We start from the raw sequence: 19,865 nt of genomic DNA on the forward strand, positions 1-19,865 counted from the left end.
CCTGAGGTTCCCGCGCCGGCAGCGTCTGGGCATACTCGGACACGGTGAGTCACGCTTCCGCCTCCACCCCAGCCGCCGTGCTGCCGCACGGTGCGCGCCGCGTGGCCTGGCTGCTGATCGGCATGGCGGCGTTGCTGGCGGTGCTGGGGCTGTATGCCATCACGGCGCTGTCGGCCGCACGGGCCTACGTCGCTGGCGAAAGCCAATGGTCACGTGCGCAGAAGAGCGCGACGCTGGCCCTGGTGCTCTATCTGCAATCCGGCGACGAGGCGCAGTACCAGGCGTTCGAGCGCGAGATCGCCGTGCCCCTGAACGCCAGGCGTGCACGCGAGGCCATGGACGGAGGTGGCGCCCATGACGACGAGGCCCGCCAGGGCTTCATCGAATCGCGCAACCATGCCGACGACACGTCCGGCCTGATCCGGCTCTACCGCTGCTGCCGCGGCCTGCCCTATATGGCCGAGTCGGTCGCCATCTGGCGCGAGGCCGACGAGCTGATCACCGAGATGACCGCGCTGGCCCACCAGGCCCGCGAACTGCCTCCCGAGGCCCGTGCCGCGCTGCAGCCCCGCGTGCTGGCGCTGGATGCGCGGCTGACGCCGATGGAGCATCGCTTCTCGGCCAGTCTCGGGCTGGCGTCGCGCATCACGGCGACGGCACTGATCGGCATGCTGATGGTCTGCGCCCTGCTGTTCGGCCTGACCGCCGCTGGCCTCGTGATGCGGCGCGCCCGCGAGGACCAGGGCACCCACCAGGCCGTGCAGCGCAGCGAGGCGCTGTTCCGCTCGCTGTGGGAGACCAGCATCGACGGCGCCGTCATCATCGATGCCGGCAGTAGCATCCGTTTCGCCAATCCCGCCATCCACGCGCTGCTCGGCCATGAACCGGGCAGCCTCAACGGCCAGCCGCTGGCGACCTTGCAGCCCGAGGCCCTGCGGGCGCAGCACGTCGCTGGCCTGGCCCGCCACATGGCGACCGGAGAAAAACGCCTGGACTGGCGCGGCGTCGAGACCCTGGCCCGACATGCCGATGGCCGGGATCTGCCGGTGGAGATCCGTTTCGCGCGCTTCGAGCTCGACGGCGAGACGCTGTTCGTCGGCTTCGTGCACGACATCTCGGAACGCAAGGCCGCCGAGCGCGTGGCCGCCGAGCACCTGAGGCTGCAGGAGGCTGACCGGCTCAAGTCCGAGTTCCTGGCGCGCATGAGTCATGAGCTGCGCACGCCGCTGAATGCCATCCTCGGCTTCACCGACCTGATCCACGGTGGCCGCAGCGGCCCGGTCAACGCCGAGCAGAAACGCCAGCTCGGTTTCGTCGCCAGCTCCGGCCGCCACCTGCTGGCCCTCATCAACGACCTGCTGGAGTTGTCGCGCATCGAGGCCGGTCGCATGGACCTCCACGTCGAGCCGATCGACATCGCCGAGATCGCTGCCGACGTGGCGGGCCAGTTGCGCCCGCTGGCCGAACCCCGGGGCCTGGTGTTGAAGCTGGCCATGGCCCCGTCGCTGCCCTGGCGTGGGGACCGCCGCAAGCTGACCCAGGTGCTGATCAACCTGGTGGGCAATGCCATCAAGTTCTCCGAGCAAGGTGACATCGAGATCCAGGCCTGGCAAGACGGCGAGCGCCTGGTCCTGAGCGTCAGGGATCACGGCCCCGGCATCCCCGAGGCGCATCGAGCCCTGCTCTTCCAGCCCTTCCGCCAGCTCGAAGGCGGCGTCGCCCATGCCCAGGAGGGCACGGGGCTGGGCCTCTATCTGAGCGCCCAGCTGCTGGCCGGCATGCAGGGTCGCATCCGCCACGAGCCTGTCGAAGGTGGGGGCTCGCGCTTCATCATCGAGATGGACGCGCTGCCATGACGCTGCCGCGGGTGCTGCTGGTCGAGGACAACGCGGCCAACGCCTATCTCGCGCGCTACGTGCTGGAGGCCGCCGGCTTCGAGGTCGACTGGGCGGCCAATGGTCAACTTGGCCTGGAAGCTGCCGCCGCGCGCCGGCCCGACATCATCCTGATGGACCTGCGCATGCCGGTTCTCGACGGCTACGAGGCCACACGCCGACTGAAGGCCGATCCGTCGCTGCGCGACGTGCCTGTGCTGGCGATGAGCGCCCAGGCCATGCCCGAGGAACGCGCCCGAGCGCTGGCGGCCGGCTGTGCCGCCCATATCGGCAAACCCATCGATGTGACCACGCTCGCGGACGAAATCAGGCCCTGGCTGCCTTGACGAGCAGCGTGCCACGCCCGACTACGCAAGGGTGGGCGTTGCGCACGGTCGCCCGCCCATCGACGAGGGCCAGCCAGCCACCGAGCGTCGCATTCCATTCCACGCTGGCCACGCGCCAGTGCAGCAGCAGCTCTTGCTCGGCGAACACCGGCGCCTTGAAGGCGAAATTGAAGTTCAGGCACAACAGCTCGCGATCCGCGCCGTCATCGCCGCGCGAGAAGTGGCTGGCGACGAGGCCGATCATCTGCGCCGTCGTCTGCTGGCCGCTGGCGATGATCTCGCCGTGCCGTGCCCGCTGGGCCGCCTGCACATCGTGGTGCAGGGGGTTGGAGTCGCCGGTCAGGCGGGCAAAAGCGGCGATGTCCTCACGCGTGAAGCGGATGTGACGTTCGCAGGTTTCCCCGGCACGGATCAGGCTGGTCGTTTCGGCTTCTGCGAGGGTTGTGTCCATGGGTCGAGACCTTAGCGCAATCCGCCGGGCCGCCGCGCCGCCAATAAAGGGGACTCACCAGTCCAATCGTTGCCCGTCGTAATTGAAGAAACTGCCCGTATCCGCCGGTTTCACGCTGGCCAGCACGGTGCGCATGCCGGCGATGCTGGTCGACGCGTCGATGTCGGCGCCCGAGCCGCCCATGTCGGTGCGCACCCAGCCGGGGTGGAAGCTGATGACGGTGGCCTTGCCTGCCAGGGTCAGCGCGGCATCTTTCATGACGGAGTTCACCGCCGCCTTGGAAGCCCGGTAGAGCCAGCCGCTGGTGCTGGCGCGCGAGCCGATGGAGCCCATCTTGGAGGAGAGGATGGCCACGCGGGCACCCGGCGCCAGCGCCTCGGCAATCTGCGGCAGCAGGCGCATCGGGCCGAGCACATTGGTGTGCATGACGGCGTCGAAGTCCTCCACCGTCGGCGTCTCCAGGCCCGAAGTGCTGGGGCCGTAGACGCCGGCGTTGATGACGACGACGTCGAAGGCCTCGCCGTCGATCAGCCAGGCCAGGCCGGACACGCTGGCCGTGTCGGCCACGTCCAGCTTCAAGGCGCGGGCGCCGTGGGCGTGCAGCCGGTCCAGCGCCGCCTCGTCGCGGGCCGTGGCCGTGATGCGCGCGCCGGCCGCACGGTACTGGCGGACGAATTCCAGGCCCAAGCCTCGAGATGCACCGACGATGAGAACATTCATGGTTTGGTCAACGCAAGCTTGGCCGCGAGCAAGGTGAAAAGACCGGCGCCACCGAGGTTGAGGCTGCGCCCCACCCAAGGCCGCGGTTTGGAACGGCGCAACGGTGCTATCAGCACGATGAGGGCGAGCAGGAAGAGCAGGCCCTGCACGATGAACCAGCCACCCAGGAACAGGAAAGAAAGCGTCTTGCTCGGTGCGTCGGCCGCGATGAACTGCGGCAGCAGCGCAAGGAAGAACAGCGCGACCTTGGGATTCAGCGCATTCGTAAAGAAGCCCTGCCGCGCGGTGCGCCACAGCGACTGCGGCGCGCTCACTTCGGCCGCGGCCGACGCCGGACGCAGCCCGGCCCGGGCCATGCCCCATGCCACATAGAGCAGATACGCCGCACCCACGAGCTTGACGACCGTGAAGGCCTCGGCCGACGTGGCCAACAGCGCCGCCAGGCCAAAGGCCGCGGCCAGCGAATGCAGCACGCAGCCCGCCATGATGCCGACCGCCGCCGCCACGCCCTGGCGCCAGCCGCCACGCAGCGTGCTGGCGACCGTGTAGGCCATGTCGACGCCGGGCGTCGCATTCAGCACGAAGACGGTGGCGGCAAACAGCGCCAGATCGTGGGTACCCAGCATCAGAGCATCTCCACCGCCAGCGCCGTCGCTTCACCGCCACCAATGCACAACGCCGCCATGCCCTTCTTGAGCCCACGGGCCTTCAGCGCGCCCAGCAGTGTGACGACGATGCGCGCACCGCTGGCGCCGATGGGGTGGCCCAGTGCCACGGCACCGCCGTTGACGTTGACGATGTCGTGGGGCAGCTTGAAGTCGGCCATCGCGGCCATGGTGACGGCGGCGAAGGCTTCATTGACTTCCCACAGATCCACCTGGCCCGCCTGCCAGCCGGCCTTGGCCAGCGCCTTCTGGATGGCGCCGGCCGGCGCAGTGCTGAACCATTCCGGCGCCTGGGCGTGCACGGCATGGCTGACGATGCGGGCGATCGGTGCCAGGCCGCGGGCCTTGGCCGTGCTCTCGCGCATCAGTACCAGGGCGGCGGCGCCGTCGGAGATGCTGGACGAGGTGGCGGCGGTGATGGCGCCGTCCTTCTTGAAAGCGGGCTTGAGCGACGGGATCTTGTCGAGCTTGGCCTTGAAGGGCTGCTCGTCGAACTTGATGACGGTGTCGCCCTTAGGCGAGCTGATCGTCACCGGCGCCATTTCCCAATCGAAGGCGCCGCTCTCGTTGGCGGCCTTGGCGCGCTGCGTGGAGGTGATGGCGTACTGGTCCATGGCCTCGCGGCTGAAGCTGTATTTGCTCACGCACTGTTCGGCGAACACGCCCATGGCCTTGCCGCGCTCATAGGCGTCTTCCAGGCCGTCCAGGGCCATGTGGTCGTACATCTGGGCCACGCCGTACTTGACGCCCTTGCGCGCGAACATCAGGTGCGGCGCATTGGTCATGCTTTCCATGCCGCCGGCCACCATGACCTCGGCCGAGCCGGCTGCCAACATGTCGTGAGCAAACATCATGGTGCGCATGCCGGAGCCGCACATCTTGCTCAGCGTGACGGCGCCGGCCGAATCCGGCAGGCCGGCCTTGCGCACGGCCTGGCGGGCGGGCGCCTGACCCTGGCCGGCCATCAGGCAGTTGCCCATCAGCACTTCATCGACCGAGTCGCCCGGCACGCCGGCGCGCTCGACGGCCGCCTTGATGGCAATGGCGCCCAGCTCCCAGCCGGCCAGGCCGGCGAAATCACCCAGCAGGCCGCCGATGGGGGTGCGGGCGGCGGAAACAATGACGATCGGGTCGGACATGGCTGTACTCCGTTGGTAACTCAGATGCGCCATTCTGACGCGATCAATTGACGTGCGCGTCAATTGCCGCGCAATGCCAGGGTCAATCGGTTGGGCTTGGGGCCTGGCGCCAGGCCGTGGCCGGCGCGCTGCCGCATTCAACCGGGCGGATGTCGGGTTCCAGCCGCCGCACGGCCTGGCACAGCTGGCGCCAGAAGGCGCGCGTCCAGTCCGGGTGGCGCTGGGCGAACTGCGGCGAGGCTGGCGCGAAATAGGGCAGCTTGGCCACGCCGGGCGCCCATTCGACGACCTCGGCGCGCTGCTCGGGTGTGAGCACCTCGCGGGTGCTCAGCAGCAGGTCGAAGCGGCGCGCCTGCAGCATGGTCGGCCCCGCGTCGAGTGCGCTGATGGGCTCGACCGCCCAGCCGTGACCGCGCGCGATGGCGTCCTGCACCGAGCCGGCCAGCACGCCCACGCGCAGGCCCTTGGGCAGAAGCTTGCCGTCCCAGGCGGGATCGGGAGCCTCGCCACCGCGACCAAACAGCGCCAGGTGGCCGAATACGGGAGCCCAGGCCACGTCGGGCCGGCCGTGAGCGTCGAGCGGGAAGCGCAAGCTGCGCAGACGCTCGGGCGTGGTGCCGAACAGCAGCGCGATGTCGACGCCGCCCTGGGCCAATGAGGCCGACAGGCGGCGGTTGGGCAGGCGCAGCAGTTCGCCCTGGCAGCCCAGGCGTTTGAGCGCCTCGCGCACGGCGACGACCTCCCAACCTGGCGGCTCGGGAAAGTCGGGGCCCTGACCCAGCAGGCCCGGCGGTGAGGCAGCATCGCTGAAGCCGATGCGCAGCGGCTGCGGGCAAGGTGCCGCGCGGGTCGATGTAGCCACCCAGCACAGCAACRGGGCCAGGAGCAGCAGGCGGGTCATCGCGCAAGTTTAGGCCTCGGGTTCAGCGCCATAACCGGTAAGCCCAGAAGGCTTCCTCCGCCTGGATGCGGCGGCGCAGGTCCTCGGGGCTGAAGCCGGTCAGGCGGCGCGTCTCGCGGCAGAGATGGCTCTGGTCGGCGTAGTCGTTGTCGGCGGCGATGTCGGCCCAGTTCACACCGGCGCCGGCCTCGGCGGCAGCCACCGCGTGGAAGGCGTTCTCGGCGCGCGACACGGCGCGCAGCTCGCGCATCGGCAAGCCGGCCCAGGCCTTGATGCGGCGCTCGAGCTGGCGCAGGCTGCGGCCGGCCGCGCTGGTGGCGGCGCGCACCGCCAAGGCCTGGGTCCAGTCGGCATAGCGGTGGCCGGGGCGCTGCGTGCCCAGGGCCTGCCAGCGGGGCAGCAGGAAGTCTTCGAGCAATTGCAAGCGCGTGGCGTCATCGGGCGCGGCGGACATCTGCTCGGCCCAGGCCAGCCAGTCCGCGGGCAGCATCTCGCGCGCATCGACGACCCGGTTGACGTGGCGGTCCAGCGCGACACCAGTCAGCGCGATGAAGGCGTCGGGCAACAGCAGCAGCTTGAAGGCCCACACCTCGCCGAGGTTGCGCGTGTGCGTGGGCAGCGTGAACGGCCCGCCGAACAGCACGGGCGCGTGGCGGCGCTCCGGCGGCGGTGTTGAGAAACCCGGTGTTGCCAGCCATTCGCTGCTGCCCTCGGCCCACCAGAACAGCTGGACCAGCGGTGTTGCGGGAAAGTAGTTCTCGCGCTGCACGGCATCGAGGTTTCGGCCGCGCGTGTCGCGCAGCATCACGCCACGCACGCAGCCGGCGAGGGCCAGCGGCGGCAGCCAGAGGCGTGTGTGGGCTTGCATCGCGATCAGTGTCGCATTCGTTCAAGACCCGTCCGCCCCAGGAGCGCAGCATCACGGTCCATGACGACGCTGACCTGGAACGACCTCCCTTCGCACCCCACCCGCTGGTGGGGCTTCCCCGTGCTGATGGCCATGCGGCGCGACTATCTCGCGGTGATCTCCGCGCAGCGATCGCTGGGCGATCTGCCGCGCCAGACCATCCTCGGCGAACGAGGCGTCGATGTCTTCGACCCGGAACTGGTGCGCGAGGTCATGGTGGACCATGCCGACGCGCTGATCCGCTGGGCGCGCGGGCCCGAGGTGTTTTCCCAGCTGATGGGCCAGTCCGTGCTCGTCACCGAAGGCGCCACGTGGCAGCGCCAGCGCCGCATGCTGATGCAGGCCTTCACCCCCAAGCGCGTGGCCGGCTATGCGGCGCTGATGACCGATGCGGCCGTCGCCGGGCTGGCCGGCGTACAGGACGGCGAGGTGGCGATGGACACGCTGTTCAGCCACCTGACGATGGACGTCATCTCGCGCACGCTGTTCAGCACGCCGATCGGCGCCGACACCGCGGCCGCTGCGCACGCCGTGCAGGTGCTCAGCGAGACGGCGCTGGCCGAGATGTTCTGGCCATTCACGCTGCCCGACTGGCTGCCGCTGCCGGGCAAGGCCGCCAAGCGGCGCGCACACAAGCTGATGCACGGACTGCTGGGCGGCCATGTCAACGCCCGGCGCGCGTCCGGCGACGGCAAGCCCGACCTGCTCGGCATGCTGATGGCATTGCGCGACGAGGCGACCGGCGAGGCGCTGTCGCCACAGGAGGTCTACGACCAGTGCATGGTCAGCTTCCAGGCCGGCCATGAGACGAGCGCGACGGCCCTGCTGTGGTGGAGCTGGCTGCTGGCGGCACACCCTGAAGCCCAGGCGCGCGCCCGGGCCGAAGTTGATGCCGTGCTGGCCGGCAGCGTGCCAACGGCCGATGACGCGGGCGCCCTGCCTTTTCTGTCCGCCACGCTGAAGGAGGCGATGCGCCTGTACCCGCCGGTGGCGGCCGTCATGACGCGCCGCCTGACGCGTGAGATTACGCTGGGCGGCGTGCGCCTGCCGGCCCGCACGCTGGTGCGCGTGACGCCCTGGCTGCTGCACCGCGACCCGCGCTGGTGGCCGGATGCGCCGCTGGCCTTCAAGCCCGAGCGCTTCATGCCAGGGGCTGCACACGAAATCCCGCGCGGCGCCTACATCCCCTTCGGCCTGGGCCCGCGCGTCTGCCTGGGCCAGCATTTCGCGGTGCTGGAGATGACGCTGATCGCCGCGCTTCTGCTGCAGCGCTTCGAGCTGAGCCCGGCCGGCAACGAGGCGCCCAAACCGCGCATGGCCGTCACGCTGCGGCCCGAGTCCGGCCTCACACTGAGGCTCACTTCACGGAGGGCGGCATGAACCCCTGGCTCGTTGGCGCGGCGGCGCTGGTCTTCGTCATCGGCCTGGCGCACTCATGGCTGGGCGAGCGCATGCTGTTCCGCCATCTGCGCGCTGGCGGCCTGGTGCCCGTCGGCGGCCAGCCGGCACTGCGCGAATTCCAGACCCGCATCCTGTGGGCAAGCTGGCATGTCGTCACGGCCCTGGCCTGGGCACTGGCGGTGGTGCTGGCGTGGCTGGCCCAACCGGCGGTGCAGGCGATGTCCGGCGGCATCATCGAAGCGGCCGCCGCCACGGCGTTGGCGGTCAGCGGCGGCCTGGTGCTGCTCAGCAACCGCGGCCGTCACCCGGCCTGGATCGCGCTGCTCGCGGCGGCCGCATTGGTGCTGATGTCTCAGCGGTAGAAAGCCTCGACAGCACCCTTGAGCTTGATGCACAGCGGCCGGCCCTTGCGGTCCAGCGTCTTGCCGGCGGGCACCTTGATCCAGCCCTCGCTGATGCAGTACTCCTCGACGTCCTGGCGCTCCTTGCCGTTGAAGCGGATGCCGATGTCGTGCTCGAAGACGGCGGCGACGTGGTGAGGGCTGCGCGGGTCGACGCTGAGATGGTCGGGCAGTTCGGGGCGGCTGGGGGTGTCAGGCATGGAATAGGGCGGGCGGAGAAGCAAACCGGCATTCTCGCGCGCAAGGTGGGGGTTCCGCACGGGCGCACTTGGCGCCAGCATCGCGCCCATGACAGAGATCACCCAGCTGCTGACGGCCCTGGCGTCCGGCGAGACCGAGGCGCGAGACCGCCTCTACACCCTGCTCTACCCCGAGCTCAAGCGCCTGGCAAGAAGTCATCTCGCCGGCCACGCACCGATGACGCTGGAGCCGGCGGCACTGATCCATGAGGTCTGGCTGAAGAGTGCGGGCCGCGAAGCCGCGCAGCACCGCGCGCAGTTCTTCGCCCACGCCAGCAAGGTCATGCGCAGCGTCATCATCGACCACGTTCGCGAGCGCCACGCCGACAAGCGCGGCGGCGGGCTGGCCGAGGTGACGCTGTCGACAGCAGCGCTGGAGCAGATCGTACCGCCCGATGTGCTCAAGCTCGACGACGTGCTGCAGATGCTGGAGCGCGCCGACGGCCGCGCCCACCAGGTCGTCGAGATGCGCTTCTTCGGCGGCCTGGAGCTGGAGGAGATCGCTGAGTTGCTGGGCGTTTCGGTGCCGACGATCAAGCGCGACTGGCGTAAAGCGCGGGCTTTCTTGTTCGACGCGTTGCAGGCGTGAAATGAAACCCCTCGTCCGGTCGCGCCTCGCTGAACGCGGGCCATCCCAGCCGGTCCCCCGCGGGGACGGCGATGCTCGCGGCATCAAGCCGCGAGCACATCGCCTGACGGGCCGGCTTGGGAGCGGCCCGGCGCTCGGCCCGATTTGCCGCCGCGGCCAGTTGACGTGAACACCACTGACCGGGCCGGCGCGCTCGCCGCCTTCGATGAATGGCAGGACGCGACGCCGGCCGAACGTGAAGCCCTGCTGGCCGAGTTGCCGCCGGCGCAACGGGAGCGGCTGGAGGCCCTCATCAACGCTGACCGCGTGGCCGAAGAGCGCGGCTTTCTGGCCAAACCGGCGCAAGTACCGGGCGCTCCCGAACTGGCCGGCCAGGTGCTGGGCGCGTGGACCCTCGTCGCGCCGCTGGGCAGCGGCGGCATGGGCGAAGTCTGGCGCGCTCGGCGCAGCGACGGTGCCCACCAGGGCGAGGCGGCGATCAAGCTGCTGCACAGCCCGTGGCGCGGCGAAGGCAGCCAGGCGCGCTTTCGCCGTGAGGGCGAGCTGCTGGCGCGGCTGACCCATCCGCACATCGCCCGGCTGCTGGACATCGGCGAGGCGCTGCTTGGTGCTTCGCGCACGCGCTATCTGGTGCTGGAGCTGGTGGAGGGCGAGCGCATCGACCGCTGGTGCGAGCTGCAGAACCTCCATGTCGATGCGCGGCTGCAGCTCTTCCTGCAGGTCTGCGACGCGGTGGCTCATGCGCACGCGCGCCTGGTCGTGCACCGCGATCTCAAGCCGGGCAACATCCTTGTCACTGCGGACGGCGACGTGAAGCTGCTGGATTTCGGTGTCGCCAAGCTGCTTGTTGATGACACCGGCGCGGAGCTGACTGCGCAACTGCCTGCGGGCCTGACGCCCGAGTACGCCGCGCCCGAGCAACTGCGCGGCGAGCCGGTCAGCACCGCCACCGATGTGTTTGCGCTGGGCCGCCTGCTGTGCCTGCTGCTGACCGGCCAGCGTGAGCCTGGGGGCACGCTGCGCGGCGACCTCGCCCTGATCGTCGGCCGCGCGCTGAAGGAGCGCCCCGACGAGCGCTATGCCGGCGCCAGCGCACTGGCCGACGACGTGCGCCGCCATCTCGAGCACCGCCCCATCCTCGCGCGGCCCGACTCGCTGGCCTACAGAAGCGCCAAGTTCGCGCGCCGCTACCGGCTGCAGTTGGTCGCGCTGAGCCTGGTGCTGGCCAGCCTGCTGGCCGGCATGGCCACCACCGCCTGGCAATGGCGCGAGGCCGCGCGAGAAGCCGAACGCACGCGGCGCGTGCAAAGCGTGCTGACCGAGCTGCTCGCCGGCCTCAGCCCCGACGCCTCCGGCAGCGCGACGGTGCCGATGATCGAGCTGCTCAGGCGCAGCTGGGCCGAAGCCAAGCGACGGCTGGGCGATGACCCGGCCATGCTGGCCGAAGTGGCCCGGCCACTGGGGCTGCTGCTGAACCAATCCGGCGACATGCCCCTGGCGGCCGAAGCGCTGTCGCTCGCACACGCCCAGCTGCAGGGCCGCGGCGAGACGGGCCGCGATGTCGCCTTCGAGCTGGCCAATGCCCGCAGCCGCCTGGGGCAGATCGACGATGCGCGCGCGCTGCTGATGGGGTTGGTGCCTGCGGCGCCGGCGCAGGACGACGCGGTGGCCTTGTCCGCCCTCGCCCATCTCGGCGAGATGTCCATGGAGGCCGGCCGCCTCGACGAGGCGCAGTCGCTGCTGACGCGGGCCGAGCAAGGGGTTCGCGAGCGTTTCGGCACGCACCACGAGCGCTATCGGCGCGTGGCCGATGCGATGTCCAGCCTCGCCCGGGCCCAGGGGCGCTGGGACGATGCGCGGCGCTGGCTGCAAGCCCTCGTCGATGCCAGCGAAGGCGCGGGGCGGCTGATCGCCGCCCAGGCCCGGATGGCCGTCGCGACGATGGAGGTCGAACTGGGCCACCACGTCGCCGCCCTGCCCCTGCTGCGCGCCAGCGTGCAGGAACTGCAGGAAGTGCTGGGACCGGCCGACCTCAACACCGTCTCGACGCGCACCTGGCTGTCCACCGCGCTGTTCCACGCCGGCCGGCCCGACGAGGCGGCGCGCGAAGCGGAGCTGGCGGTGGCGCAGGCCCGCCGCGGCGGCGAAGCCCAGGCGACCGCCGTCGTGGGGCTGGTGGCAGCACGCCAGCAAATGCGCCGTGGCGAGCCGGCCGTGGCCGAGGCGCGGATGCGCCCGCTGCTGTCCACGCTGGAAGAGGCAGGACACCCGGCGGCGGAGCGCGCACGCGCGCTGCTCGGCGAGGCGGCGCTGCGCCAGGGGCGCACGGCCGAGGCCGTCGCGATGCTGACGCAGGCCGAGGCCGCCCAGCGCACGCGGCTGGGGTTGCAGGACACCGATCGCTGGCCGACGCTGGCGCTGCTGGGGCTGGCCCATGAAAGCGCCGGCCGCATCGAGCCGGCTCGCGCCGCCTATCACGAGGCCCTGGCGCTTGCCGAGGCCGGCCTGCCGCCGGGCCATCCGGACCGCCTGCGGCTGAGGGCGCTCGTCGCGCTCGGAGACGGCCGCGACGCGCGCGACGCGCTGGATGCCTACGCTGGTGCGCTGGCCGACCGTGTTGACGCCGCGGTCATGCGCACCCGGCTGTCGCAATTGCTATCGTCCACATCCCACCCGGCGCCGCCGGGCCTGGCCCTGCTGGACTTCTGACGGAGGACTGCAATGAAGCTTCTCAAATCGATGTTGGCAACGGCATGCCTGGGCGCCGCGCTCGCGGCGCACGCTGCTGATGTGGCACCAGCCACGGGCACTCCGGCGGCCAAGGCCGCCAGCTCACCGGCGGTGAAGGCTGCCACCCCGCCCGGCGGCGCTGCGCCCGTCGCCGGTGGCAGCGGCGGTGGCGCCGCGACCGATGGCAGCAATACCGGCACCCAGGTCAAACCCAAGCTGCCCAAGTGCCCCGACCCGGCCAACACCGCCTGCCCGGCGGTGAAGGTGCCAGTCAAGACGGGCGGTTAGCAAGCAGTGGACCGTTATGCCTGCCGCCTTGTACGGCAGCGGTCCTTCGGCCCGCGTCGCACAGGGCGCAGGCCCTGTGCTCGGTCGGGTCTCAGCCCTTCGTCACCACCAGGGTGACCTCGTACTTGCCGCCATCTCCCACGATGGTCAGCGTCTTGCTCTTGGGGCCGGCGGCCACGTCTAGCAGGTTGGTGCTGAGCACGAACTCCTGGGTCGTGCCGACACGGTCGTCGAAGTTGGGGAAGCCGGTGGGAATGCCGAGCGCGCCGTGGATATCGGCTTTCAGCTTGCTCACGCGCTGAGCCCGCGTCATGCCGGCAGAGGCCGCCAGCGAGCTGACGACGGCGCCCTTGGTCAGTTCGCGCGCCGTGCCAGGCTTGCCATCGTCGTGCTCCATCATCGACACGAGGATGACGGCATTGGCCGGGTTGGCGATGGCCTTGGCCTGGCCCGACGGGCCCCAGGCGTTGCGGCGCCAGATGATGAAGGGCATGTCGCTCGGGTTGATGCCCGGCTGCAGCGGCTGGGTGCTGCGGGATTCGCCCTCGTCGACGTCGCCCCACGGGCCGTAGAGCGTGACTTCGGCGTTGGGCAGGATCGGGTTGGTCAGGTCGACGGCGGTGACGAGCACATAGGGCTCGTCCGAGCCGACCTCGTCGGTCTCGATCTTGCACTTGATGCTCTTCAGGGCGATGGTGACGGGCAATGCGGCCATGATGGTTCTCCGATAGAGGTGGGGCCCGGCAACACGCCGGGCCTGTCATCAAGGACGCAAGTGCGGCCCGCCAGGGATCACACGCGCGATGTGAAAACTACCGCCGGGATAGCCCCCAGGGCCTGCTGACAGCCGGTGACATAACCGGCGCCGACGATGGCTTCATTCATCACCCAACGGAGACCACCATGCAACCCGACTGCCTCATCCTCTACGTGCACAGCCCTGCCGAGAGCGTGCTCTTCTATCGCTCGCTGCTGGGCCGCGAACCCGTCGAGCAGAGCCCGAACTTCGCGATGTTCATGCTCAATGACAAGACCATGCTCGGCCTCTGGGCCGCGCATGACGTGCAACCGGGCAGCGGCCAGCGCGGCGGCGGCGCCGAGATCGGCATCACGGTCGGCACGGACAACGAAGTCAATGCCGCCGTCGCCGCCTGGAAGGCCTCGGGCTGGCCGGTGCTGCAGGTGCCGACGGCGATGGACTTCGGCTTCACGGCAGTCACCGCGGACCCGGACGGCCACCGGGTGCGGGTGTTCAGGCCGACGCAGGGTTGAGCAGCCCCTCAGTCGCGCGCCGCAGACGGCGCGACGGCGGCGCCCTCGATGCGGTGGCGTTCCAACGACCTCGCGACGAAGCCTGAGGCCTTGGCCTGTTCCACGAAGGCGGCGAGAAAATGCGCACCGACCGCCTTGCCCCTGGCCATGCCCATGGCCTGGTTGATGACCATGAAGCGCCCGGGCAAGAGCCTCAGGCCCGGCAAGCGCTTGGCGTCGGCTTCCAACTGCTGCTTCACACCGGCGGCCACGTCGAGCTGGTGCGCCAGGAAAAAGCTGACCACCTCGGGTGAGGTCGGTGCGCGCTCGATCGTCGCCGCCTTGAGTTCGCGTGTCAGGTAGAGGTCGTAGGCGCTGCGTGCGCCGACGGCGACACGCGTGCCTGCGCGATCCACGTCCTCGTTGGCCTGCAGCGGCGAATCGTTGCGCACGAGGTAGGCGCCCTCGATCTGCACGTAAGCAGCCGAATAGGCGGTGGACGCGGCCCGCGCGGGATCGATGGCGAAGAAGCCCACGTCCACGCGGCCGGTGGCGAGAGCATCCACCGCTTCGCCCGCGGACTTCACCACCATCAACTCAGCCTGGACGCCCAGCTGCCGTGCCAGCTCACGCGCCAGGTCGACCGACACACCCGAGGCTTCGCCGGTGCTGGGGTCGCGGTTCGCCAGGATGGGATTGCCCAGATTGATGACGGCGCGCAGCCGGCTGGTGGGTGCCAGTTGGGCGATTGCTTCGGGAGCGGGTGTTGGCATGGCGGCGCACGCGGCAAGAATGGGCAGGAGCAGGATGCACAACGCATTCAGCGCGCGACGGTCCACAGCAGTTGAGGTGTTGATGCCTGCGCTCATGGCTGGCTAGCCTACACGTCAGCGACGCTGGGGTTTGTTCTATCTGGCACCCTCGCCTGGCGCCCCCAATTCCGCTCCATGTTCTTCTTCATGCACCCCAGGCCCGTCGCGGACCGTCGGCCCGTGGCGGAGCAATCCGTCCAGGTGAAGGCGCCGACGCTGCCGGCGTTGACCGCGCTGGCCAAAGCACCGTGGGGCGAAGCGCCGCGCCAGGTCAGTGCTGACGAGCCCGCCTCGCTTCAGCGCGTGCGCCGCGGCTTGCTCTTGCCGCGCAGCTGAGCGCCGGCGCTGGCGTTGCCGCGCGTCGCCGGCTTGTCGGCGGCTGGCTTGGCGGGTTTGACCAGGCCGGTCGCCGCAGACACGGCCACGGTCTGGTACTCGGCGGCGTATTGCTTGCGCATGCGCACCATCTCGCGCTGGTACTTGCCGGCGAGCTGCTGCTTCTTCGTGTCTGACAGCAGGCGGCCGGCGACGTGGAAGAACTTGGACTCCTCTTCTTTCAGGTGGTGGCGCACCTTGAAGCTGAGTTCCTTGGCGGTCGCAATCCAGCCATCCTGCTGCTTGTTGCGCACCGACAGGTCTTCGAGCAGCTCGTCCACCTGGTGGTGCTCATGCAGCGCATGCCGCGAGGCATCAAGGCCTCCGTCCTCCATCAGCAGCGGCACGTAGAGGAAGCGCTCTTCGGCCGCCGCGTGTGCCATCAGCTCGACCTTCAACTGCAGGAACAGCAACTGGCGCGCGGCCATGTCGCCGCGTGACGCGGTGAGCTTGCGGCACAGATCGCGTTGCAAGTCGTGGCTTTCGCGGATGGCGTCGAAGATCATGCGGTTGTCCCCAGAGGCCACGGGTTGCGGCGGCGCCATTGTTGATGGGCGGCGGGGCGGCGCCTGTCGGACGGAGCCGCTTCGGCTCAGGCCGCTGCGAAGCGCCGTGCCGCGCCGCGCCGCGCCGTACGGAAACACATCATGCACCTGCCCCGCCAGGATGCGCTCCTTACGGCCTTGCCAGAAGCTCGCACCCAGCAGGTCCGCGTGATGGCGCATGAAGCACTCGCGCACCTGCGGGTTGCCGAGAAAAACGTCGCGCGGCGCGGGGCTGTACCAGACCTCGCCTGACATCTCTTCCTCCTCGTTGCGCGGCGCGGGCACGCGGCGGAAGTTGCAGTCGGTCAGGCACTCGATCTCGTCGTAGTCGTAGAACACGACCTTGCCGTGGCGGCGGTCCTCCCGAGTGATGCCGAAGTTCCACAGCATGTCGCCGGGAAAGATGTTGGCAGCCACCAGGTCCGTGATCGCGTTGCCGTACTCGACGACGACGCGCCCCAACTGCTCGGGCGTCGCGTCCGATGTTGAGCGGCACCATGCGGCGCTCGATGTAATTTGACTCGCTCCCGTTTAGTTTGGTATGACTGGCGGGGGAGCAGGTCAATTGATGCTGAAAAAGAAATCTCAAGGCGCCTACGCATGTTGATGCGCCATACGCCGGACGCATGACTGTCTATGACCCGTGCACTCCTGGTGATCCCACCCGAGGAGGGGTGCAAATGGCAGATCAACGGGGCCAAGTGGTTCTGTAAGATTGCCGAAGAAATACCAGAACCAGAGCTTGATACTGCCCTCGAACAGGCGGTAGGGGCTTAAGTCTCTGTGACCCGCTAAACATTTATCACCTGGTCGACCGTGCCCCTGTTCAGCTGAAGGCGCTGCAGTCGACATCATCACCAAGATGATGGATTTAACTATGTTCCAAAGAAGATCGTTAATCGCCGCGCTGTTGATGATGGCAGCCGCCTCAGTGATAGCAGCCGATGAGAACTTAATCGTTGATTACAAGGATCAAGACATAGCAGGATCGTTGCTCCCCAGATCCAAAAGAATGAGGACGAATCTAACATTAGATGGCCTGCGAAACTACAAGCATCCCGACGGCGTTTTTGGAACTACATATTTTCCAGGCACTGAGGCGCCTCCGGTCTCAGGGGCAATGGATCTCACCCAGGAAGTGTTGCGGCTCTTTGCTTGCCGCTATGCCGTATTTGGCGTAGCTGAGCTTCAAAATTCCAGATCTTTCATCGAAAAAGACGAGATTGGTATTTTTACTAAGCTGCGTTTCAAGCTCATTGAGAGCTGGAGCGAGCAGCCCGCGTTGAAGGCGCAATCCTTCGACCTGCTGGTTGAAGGCGGGACAGTCGAAGACAAGGGGGAAACCATTCGTCTAGACAATCCGCAGGCAGCCTATGTTAAGGGTCGCCATTATCTGATGATAACAGGGTCCGCTAAAGACAAGAACAAGAGGATCTTTGCCGGCACTCCGTATTTTCTCGAGATTTCAAATGGGACCATCTATTCCGCGCCTGGTTGGTCGCCGTTTGAACCCGGCACGACTCTGACTCGCGCAAAGGCCATGGTCCAGGAATCCCTGGAACAGAAAGGGTGCGAATGAAGAGAGCGACTATTTGCTCAGAGGTTTCCATGAAAAAGAATTTGATTGCAACACTGGTTCTTGCCGCGAGTTGCGGAATCGCGGCTGCGGATGCCGCCTGGGACGCAAGCGAGTTGGCCTGGGCCTCCAACTACTTCGGCATTCGCGTCTTCAAGAGGCAGAACCTTCACGAAGCCGACAAGTTTCCGGATGGAGCGCGCGGGCGCTCGATGGCCCTGGTGGCGCACCCGATCAGGTCCAGCGAAAAGCGCAATTCGTTCAAAAATCTGGATGAGCAATATCTGCACGATGACGTCTGCGGTGTCGACGGAGTTGTCGTTGCGAAAGCGGGAATCCCTGTTTCCGCCCTGACGGCGGACAAGGCCGACATCATTACCAAAACCCCGTTCACCATCACTAGAAAACTGAAAGGGAATGCGTCGTTCGACCCGGGAAAAACCGTCAACGTCCTGCGCCAGGGAGGCGAAGTTTCTGATCAGGGAGAACCGCTCCGGGTCCTGAATACCTACGGCACCCACTTCAACGACGGCAGCACTTATCTACTCCTGCTCCGGCGCGTTGCCATCAGCGATCGCTTCGCGGACTACGTCAGCCAGGGAGAAAGCCTGGAGGTAGACGGCGGAAGACTCCATGCAGCCAAGGGCAAGTGGTATCACATCAACCACGGCGATGATTCCCAAGCCGGGCTCGATAGTATCGAGCGAATCCTGTCCGCGGAGGCCTGCCCCAATGGGGACGGAGCAGCCAAATGACAGGGCTGTCCTACAAAGGAAGGACTCTCCTGGCGGCGGCGTAGTATTTTGGCGCGGTGTTGGCAAGCCCTGCGCTCATGAGCGTTCGCACGGCCTCGTGCGAGCCGCGCCAATTGGTCTCGGCGGGTGTGCCGGTCACGAAACAGATTTGTGCCGCTTGAACTGTCGCGCTTGGTCATAGGGAAACACGTCATGCACGTGCCCCGCCAGGATGCGGGCCTTGTGGCTCTGCCAAAACTCCGCCTCCAGCAGGTCGGCGTGATGGCGCATGAAGGCCTCGCGCACCTGTGGGTTGCCGAGCAGGAAGGGCGCAAAGGTCTCGGGGAAGACGTCGCGCGGCGCGACGGCGTACCAGACCTCGCCTGACATTTCCTCCTCCTCGTTGCGCGGCTCGGGCACGCGGCGGAAGTTGCAGTCGGTCAGGTATTCGATCTCGTCGTAGTCGTAGAACACGACCTTGCCGTGGCGGGTCACACCGAAGTTCTTCCACAGCATGTCGCCGGGGAAGATGTTGGCGGCCACCAGGTCCTTGATGGCGTTGCCGTACTCGATGACGACGCGCTCCACCTGCTCGGGCGTAGCGTCCTGCAGGTAAATGTTGAGCGGCACCATGCGGCGCTCGATGTAGGCGTGGCGGATGACGAGGTCGTCGCCATTCTCTTCAATGAGGCTCCCGCAGAAGTGCTTCAACTCATCGAGGAGCTCTTCCTCGAAGCGATGCCGCGGGAAGGCCACTCGCGTGTACTCCAGCGTGTCGGCCATGCGGCCGACCCGGTCGTGGCTTTTCACGAGCAGGTATTTGCTCTGGATCAGCTCGCGCGTGGTGTCTTTCTGCGGTGGGTAGAAGTCCTTGATGACCTTGAAGACGAAGGGCCAGCTCGGCAGGTCGAACACCAGCATGACCATGCCCTTGATGCCAGGCGCGATGCGGAACTTGTCCGAGGAATGGCGCAGGTGGTACAGGAAGTCGCGGTAGAAAAGGTTCTTGCCCTGCTTCTGCAGGCCCAGCGCCGAATAGATCTCGGAGCGAGGCTTCCTGGGCATCATGGAGCGCAGGAATTGCACATACGCACTCGGCACCTCCATGTCGACGAGGAAGTAAGCGCGGGCGAAGCTGAACAGGATCAGCAGATCGTCTTCGCCGAACAGCGCCGCGTCGATGAAGAAGCGCCCGCCGTCGTCGTCACGCAGGATGGGCAGGGCGAACGGCGTCTCTGTAAAGCCGTTGATGATCTTGCCAACGACATAGGCGCCCTTGTTCCGGTAGAACAGGCTGGACAGCACCTGCAGCTGGAAGTTGGCGCGCCGGCGGAACTCGCCGAGGCGCCGCGCGACGGCGGCCAGCACCTGGTCGACGTCGGCGTCGAGGTGGGCGAACTCGCCGTTCAACTGGAAGTTGGTGATGACGCGCTGGAGGGTCTCGCGCAGCTTGTCTGGAGCCGGGTAATAGGCGCGGTAGGTCGGGGTCGCTCCGGGCTCGTCGTTCTCGATGTACTCGGTCGAGATGGCCGGGCGCACGAAGATGAAGTCGTTGTGGAAATAGGCGTGGTGCAGGATGCGCGTGCACACCGAGTTGAAGAAAGTCTCGGCGAGTTCGGGCTGGCGGTGGTTGGTCAGCAGGCCGATGTAGTGCAGCTTGACCTGCTGCCAGACTTCCATGGCCAGCGTCGACGCCGAAAAGCGCGCCTCCAGCAGCTCGCTGGCCTCGGCAACGCGGGCGTCGTAGAACTCGATGCGCAGGGCCTGGGCACGCTGCTGGCCCTGCCAGTCGCCATGCTCGAAGCGCGCCTTGGCCTCGGCCGAGGTGGCGCGGAAGAGCTTGTAGTGGCGATCGAAACCGCCCAGCAGGGCCTGGGCGATGTCGAAGGCGCGCGAGTCCGTGAGCTGGGTCGGGAACAT

22 protein-coding genes and 1 pseudogene are annotated in these 19,865 nt (G+C 67.8%); 11 read left to right on the top strand and 12 right to left on the bottom strand.

The window, feature by feature from the left end:
• The first annotated feature begins 44 nt into the window (after nt 1-44).
• On the top strand, nt 45-1,856 hold the full coding sequence (locus ACXJKM_RS11450) for a PAS domain-containing sensor histidine kinase (RefSeq protein WP_457352426.1): 1,812 nt from the start codon (nt 45-47) through the stop codon (nt 1,854-1,856).
• On the top strand, nt 1,853-2,221 hold the full coding sequence (locus tag ACXJKM_RS11455; protein WP_200955361.1) for a response regulator: 369 nt from the start codon (nt 1,853-1,855) through the stop codon (nt 2,219-2,221). The genes ACXJKM_RS11450 and ACXJKM_RS11455 overlap by 4 nt, the downstream gene beginning before the upstream one ends.
• Here ACXJKM_RS11455 and ACXJKM_RS11460 read toward each other — a convergent pair.
• The 6 genes from ACXJKM_RS11460 to ACXJKM_RS11485 all read right to left on the bottom strand — a co-directional run bounded on the left by ACXJKM_RS11460 (nt 2,202) and on the right by ACXJKM_RS11485 (nt 6,965).
• The gene (locus ACXJKM_RS11460; RefSeq protein ID WP_056204884.1) at nt 2,202-2,672 is read right to left on the bottom strand and encodes a MaoC family dehydratase; all 471 of its coding nucleotides are present in this window, start codon (nt 2,670-2,672) and stop codon (nt 2,202-2,204) included. The genes ACXJKM_RS11455 and ACXJKM_RS11460 overlap by 20 nt on opposite strands.
• 54 nt (nt 2,673-2,726) lie before the next feature.
• Entirely contained in the window at nt 2,727-3,392 is a 666-nt protein-coding gene (locus tag ACXJKM_RS11465) for an SDR family oxidoreductase (protein ID WP_457352429.1), read from the bottom strand.
• Nucleotides 3,389-4,018, bottom strand: coding sequence for a LysE family translocator (locus ACXJKM_RS11470; protein WP_457352431.1), 630 nt, complete (start codon nt 4,016-4,018; stop codon nt 3,389-3,391). Before ACXJKM_RS11470 ends, ACXJKM_RS11465 begins: the two co-directional genes overlap by 4 nt.
• Nucleotides 4,018-5,196, bottom strand: a complete 1,179-nt coding sequence (locus ACXJKM_RS11475; RefSeq protein ID WP_457352433.1) for an acetyl-CoA C-acyltransferase — start codon at nt 5,194-5,196, stop codon at nt 4,018-4,020. Before ACXJKM_RS11475 ends, ACXJKM_RS11470 begins: the two co-directional genes overlap by 1 nt.
• 82 nt (nt 5,197-5,278) lie before the next feature.
• Complete coding sequence (locus ACXJKM_RS11480) at nt 5,279-6,097, bottom strand: hypothetical protein (RefSeq protein ID WP_457352435.1); 819 nt, start codon at nt 6,095-6,097, stop codon at nt 5,279-5,281.
• Nucleotides 6,098-6,119: 22 nt separating this feature from the next.
• On the bottom strand, nt 6,120-6,965 hold the full coding sequence (locus ACXJKM_RS11485; protein WP_457352437.1) for a helix-turn-helix domain-containing protein: 846 nt from the start codon (nt 6,963-6,965) through the stop codon (nt 6,120-6,122).
• A 60-nt stretch (nt 6,966-7,025) separates the two neighbouring features.
• On the opposite strand from ACXJKM_RS11485, the gene ACXJKM_RS11490 reads away from it, so the two are divergent.
• Both ACXJKM_RS11490 and ACXJKM_RS11495 read left to right on the top strand, forming a co-directional pair.
• Nucleotides 7,026-8,384, top strand: coding sequence for a cytochrome P450 (locus tag ACXJKM_RS11490; RefSeq protein WP_457352439.1), 1,359 nt, complete (start codon nt 7,026-7,028; stop codon nt 8,382-8,384).
• Nucleotides 8,381-8,767, top strand: coding sequence for a hypothetical protein (locus tag ACXJKM_RS11495; protein WP_457352441.1), 387 nt, complete (start codon nt 8,381-8,383; stop codon nt 8,765-8,767). The genes ACXJKM_RS11490 and ACXJKM_RS11495 overlap by 4 nt, the downstream gene beginning before the upstream one ends.
• On the opposite strand, the gene ACXJKM_RS11500 is transcribed toward ACXJKM_RS11495, so the two are convergent.
• Nucleotides 8,758-9,006, bottom strand: a complete 249-nt coding sequence (locus ACXJKM_RS11500; protein WP_056204906.1) for a DUF3297 family protein — start codon at nt 9,004-9,006, stop codon at nt 8,758-8,760. The two genes, ACXJKM_RS11495 and ACXJKM_RS11500, sit on opposite strands and share 10 nt — an antisense overlap.
• Nucleotides 9,007-9,094: 88 nt before the next feature.
• Between ACXJKM_RS11500 and ACXJKM_RS11505 the strand changes: the two genes are divergently transcribed.
• The 3 genes from ACXJKM_RS11505 (at nt 9,095) to ACXJKM_RS11515 (ending at nt 12,652) form a co-directional block, all read left to right on the top strand.
• Nucleotides 9,095-9,634 carry an ECF-type sigma factor gene (locus ACXJKM_RS11505; RefSeq protein ID WP_457352443.1) on the top strand — a complete coding sequence of 180 codons (540 nt, stop codon included), beginning with the start codon at nt 9,095-9,097 and terminating at the stop codon, nt 9,632-9,634.
• Between the two features lie 165 nt (nt 9,635-9,799).
• On the top strand, nt 9,800-12,343 hold the full coding sequence (locus tag ACXJKM_RS11510) for a protein kinase domain-containing protein (RefSeq protein WP_457352445.1): 2,544 nt from the start codon (nt 9,800-9,802) through the stop codon (nt 12,341-12,343).
• 12 nt (nt 12,344-12,355) lie between these two features.
• The gene (locus ACXJKM_RS11515; RefSeq protein ID WP_457352447.1) at nt 12,356-12,652 is read left to right on the top strand and encodes a hypothetical protein; all 297 of its coding nucleotides are present in this window, start codon (nt 12,356-12,358) and stop codon (nt 12,650-12,652) included.
• 91 nt (nt 12,653-12,743) lie between these two features.
• Here ACXJKM_RS11515 and ACXJKM_RS11520 read toward each other — a convergent pair whose 3' ends face one another.
• Nucleotides 12,744-13,367 carry a hypothetical protein gene (locus tag ACXJKM_RS11520; RefSeq protein WP_056204918.1) on the bottom strand — a complete coding sequence of 208 codons (624 nt, stop codon included), beginning with the start codon at nt 13,365-13,367 and terminating at the stop codon, nt 12,744-12,746.
• A gap of 188 nt (nt 13,368-13,555) precedes the next feature.
• Here ACXJKM_RS11520 and ACXJKM_RS11525 point away from each other — a divergent pair, with 188 nt between their 5' ends.
• On the top strand, nt 13,556-13,924 hold the full coding sequence (locus ACXJKM_RS11525) for a VOC family protein (protein WP_056205284.1): 369 nt from the start codon (nt 13,556-13,558) through the stop codon (nt 13,922-13,924).
• Nucleotides 13,925-13,932: 8 nt separating this feature from the next.
• Here ACXJKM_RS11525 and ACXJKM_RS11530 read toward each other — a convergent pair whose 3' ends face one another.
• Nucleotides 13,933-14,676, bottom strand: coding sequence for a transporter substrate-binding domain-containing protein (locus ACXJKM_RS11530; RefSeq protein ID WP_457324567.1), 744 nt, complete (start codon nt 14,674-14,676; stop codon nt 13,933-13,935).
• Nucleotides 14,677-14,850: 174 nt separating this feature from the next.
• Here ACXJKM_RS11530 and ACXJKM_RS11535 point away from each other — a divergent pair, with 174 nt between their 5' ends.
• Nucleotides 14,851-15,051, top strand: a complete 201-nt coding sequence (locus ACXJKM_RS11535) for a hypothetical protein (protein ID WP_457352449.1) — start codon at nt 14,851-14,853, stop codon at nt 15,049-15,051.
• On the opposite strand, the gene ACXJKM_RS11540 is transcribed toward ACXJKM_RS11535, so the two are convergent.
• Complete coding sequence (locus ACXJKM_RS11540) at nt 15,012-15,635, bottom strand: hemerythrin domain-containing protein (RefSeq protein WP_457352640.1); 624 nt, start codon at nt 15,633-15,635, stop codon at nt 15,012-15,014. The genes ACXJKM_RS11535 and ACXJKM_RS11540 overlap by 40 nt on opposite strands.
• 72 nt (nt 15,636-15,707) lie before the next feature.
• Nucleotides 15,708-16,149, bottom strand: a pseudogene (locus ACXJKM_RS11545) (isocitrate dehydrogenase kinase/phosphatase-domain containing protein); the annotation flags it as partial.
• Nucleotides 16,150-16,497: 348 nt separating this feature from the next.
• Here ACXJKM_RS11545 and ACXJKM_RS11550 point away from each other — a divergent pair.
• Together ACXJKM_RS11550 and ACXJKM_RS11555 are read left to right on the top strand one after the other, a co-directional pair.
• The gene (locus ACXJKM_RS11550; RefSeq protein ID WP_457352451.1) at nt 16,498-17,214 is read left to right on the top strand and encodes a hypothetical protein; all 717 of its coding nucleotides are present in this window, start codon (nt 16,498-16,500) and stop codon (nt 17,212-17,214) included.
• 29 nt (nt 17,215-17,243) lie between these two features.
• Nucleotides 17,244-17,966: a hypothetical protein gene (locus ACXJKM_RS11555; RefSeq protein WP_457352453.1), complete on the top strand. Its 723-nt coding sequence runs from the start codon at nt 17,244-17,246 to the stop codon at nt 17,964-17,966.
• 135 nt (nt 17,967-18,101) lie between these two features.
• On the opposite strand, the gene aceK is transcribed toward ACXJKM_RS11555, so the two are convergent.
• A complete protein-coding gene (aceK, locus tag ACXJKM_RS11560) occupies nt 18,102-19,865 on the bottom strand; it encodes a bifunctional isocitrate dehydrogenase kinase/phosphatase (RefSeq protein WP_457352455.1) in 1,764 nt (587 codons plus the stop codon).

The organism is Roseateles sp. P5_D6 (assembly GCF_054049415.1).

What these genes read in the sequence shown, in the direction of transcription:
- ACXJKM_RS11555 (WP_457352453.1), top strand. Translation starts at nt 17,244, where the DNA reads ATGAAAAAGAATTTGATTGCAACACTGGTTCTTGCCGCGAGTTGCGGA.
- ACXJKM_RS11470 (WP_457352431.1), bottom strand. Translation starts at nt 4,018, where the DNA reads ATGCTGGGTACCCACGATCTGGCGCTGTTTGCCGCCACCGTCTTCGTG.
- ACXJKM_RS11535 (WP_457352449.1), top strand. Translation starts at nt 14,851, where the DNA reads ATGTTCTTCTTCATGCACCCCAGGCCCGTCGCGGACCGTCGGCCCGTG.
- ACXJKM_RS11495 (WP_457352441.1), top strand. Translation starts at nt 8,381, where the DNA reads ATGAACCCCTGGCTCGTTGGCGCGGCGGCGCTGGTCTTCGTCATCGGC.
- aceK (WP_457352455.1), bottom strand. Translation starts at nt 19,865, where the DNA reads ATGTTCCCGACCCAGCTCACGGACTCGCGCGCCTTCGACATCGCCCAG.
- ACXJKM_RS11455 (WP_200955361.1), top strand. Translation starts at nt 1,853, where the DNA reads ATGACGCTGCCGCGGGTGCTGCTGGTCGAGGACAACGCGGCCAACGCC.
- ACXJKM_RS11530 (WP_457324567.1), bottom strand. Translation starts at nt 14,676, where the DNA reads ATGCCAACACCCGCTCCCGAAGCAATCGCCCAACTGGCACCCACCAGC.
- ACXJKM_RS11525 (WP_056205284.1), top strand. Translation starts at nt 13,556, where the DNA reads ATGCAACCCGACTGCCTCATCCTCTACGTGCACAGCCCTGCCGAGAGC.
- ACXJKM_RS11505 (WP_457352443.1), top strand. Translation starts at nt 9,095, where the DNA reads ATGACAGAGATCACCCAGCTGCTGACGGCCCTGGCGTCCGGCGAGACC.
- ACXJKM_RS11540 (WP_457352640.1), bottom strand. Translation starts at nt 15,635, where the DNA reads ATGGCGCCGCCGCAACCCGTGGCCTCTGGGGACAACCGCATGATCTTC.
- ACXJKM_RS11485 (WP_457352437.1), bottom strand. Translation starts at nt 6,965, where the DNA reads ATGCAAGCCCACACACGCCTCTGGCTGCCGCCGCTGGCCCTCGCCGGC.
- ACXJKM_RS11465 (WP_457352429.1), bottom strand. Translation starts at nt 3,392, where the DNA reads ATGAATGTTCTCATCGTCGGTGCATCTCGAGGCTTGGGCCTGGAATTC.
- ACXJKM_RS11515 (WP_457352447.1), top strand. Translation starts at nt 12,356, where the DNA reads ATGAAGCTTCTCAAATCGATGTTGGCAACGGCATGCCTGGGCGCCGCG.
- ACXJKM_RS11460 (WP_056204884.1), bottom strand. Translation starts at nt 2,672, where the DNA reads ATGGACACAACCCTCGCAGAAGCCGAAACGACCAGCCTGATCCGTGCC.
- ACXJKM_RS11490 (WP_457352439.1), top strand. Translation starts at nt 7,026, where the DNA reads ATGACGACGCTGACCTGGAACGACCTCCCTTCGCACCCCACCCGCTGG.
- ACXJKM_RS11550 (WP_457352451.1), top strand. Translation starts at nt 16,498, where the DNA reads ATGATGGATTTAACTATGTTCCAAAGAAGATCGTTAATCGCCGCGCTG.
- ACXJKM_RS11475 (WP_457352433.1), bottom strand. Translation starts at nt 5,196, where the DNA reads ATGTCCGACCCGATCGTCATTGTTTCCGCCGCCCGCACCCCCATCGGC.
- ACXJKM_RS11500 (WP_056204906.1), bottom strand. Translation starts at nt 9,006, where the DNA reads ATGCCTGACACCCCCAGCCGCCCCGAACTGCCCGACCATCTCAGCGTC.
- ACXJKM_RS11520 (WP_056204918.1), bottom strand. Translation starts at nt 13,367, where the DNA reads ATGGCCGCATTGCCCGTCACCATCGCCCTGAAGAGCATCAAGTGCAAG.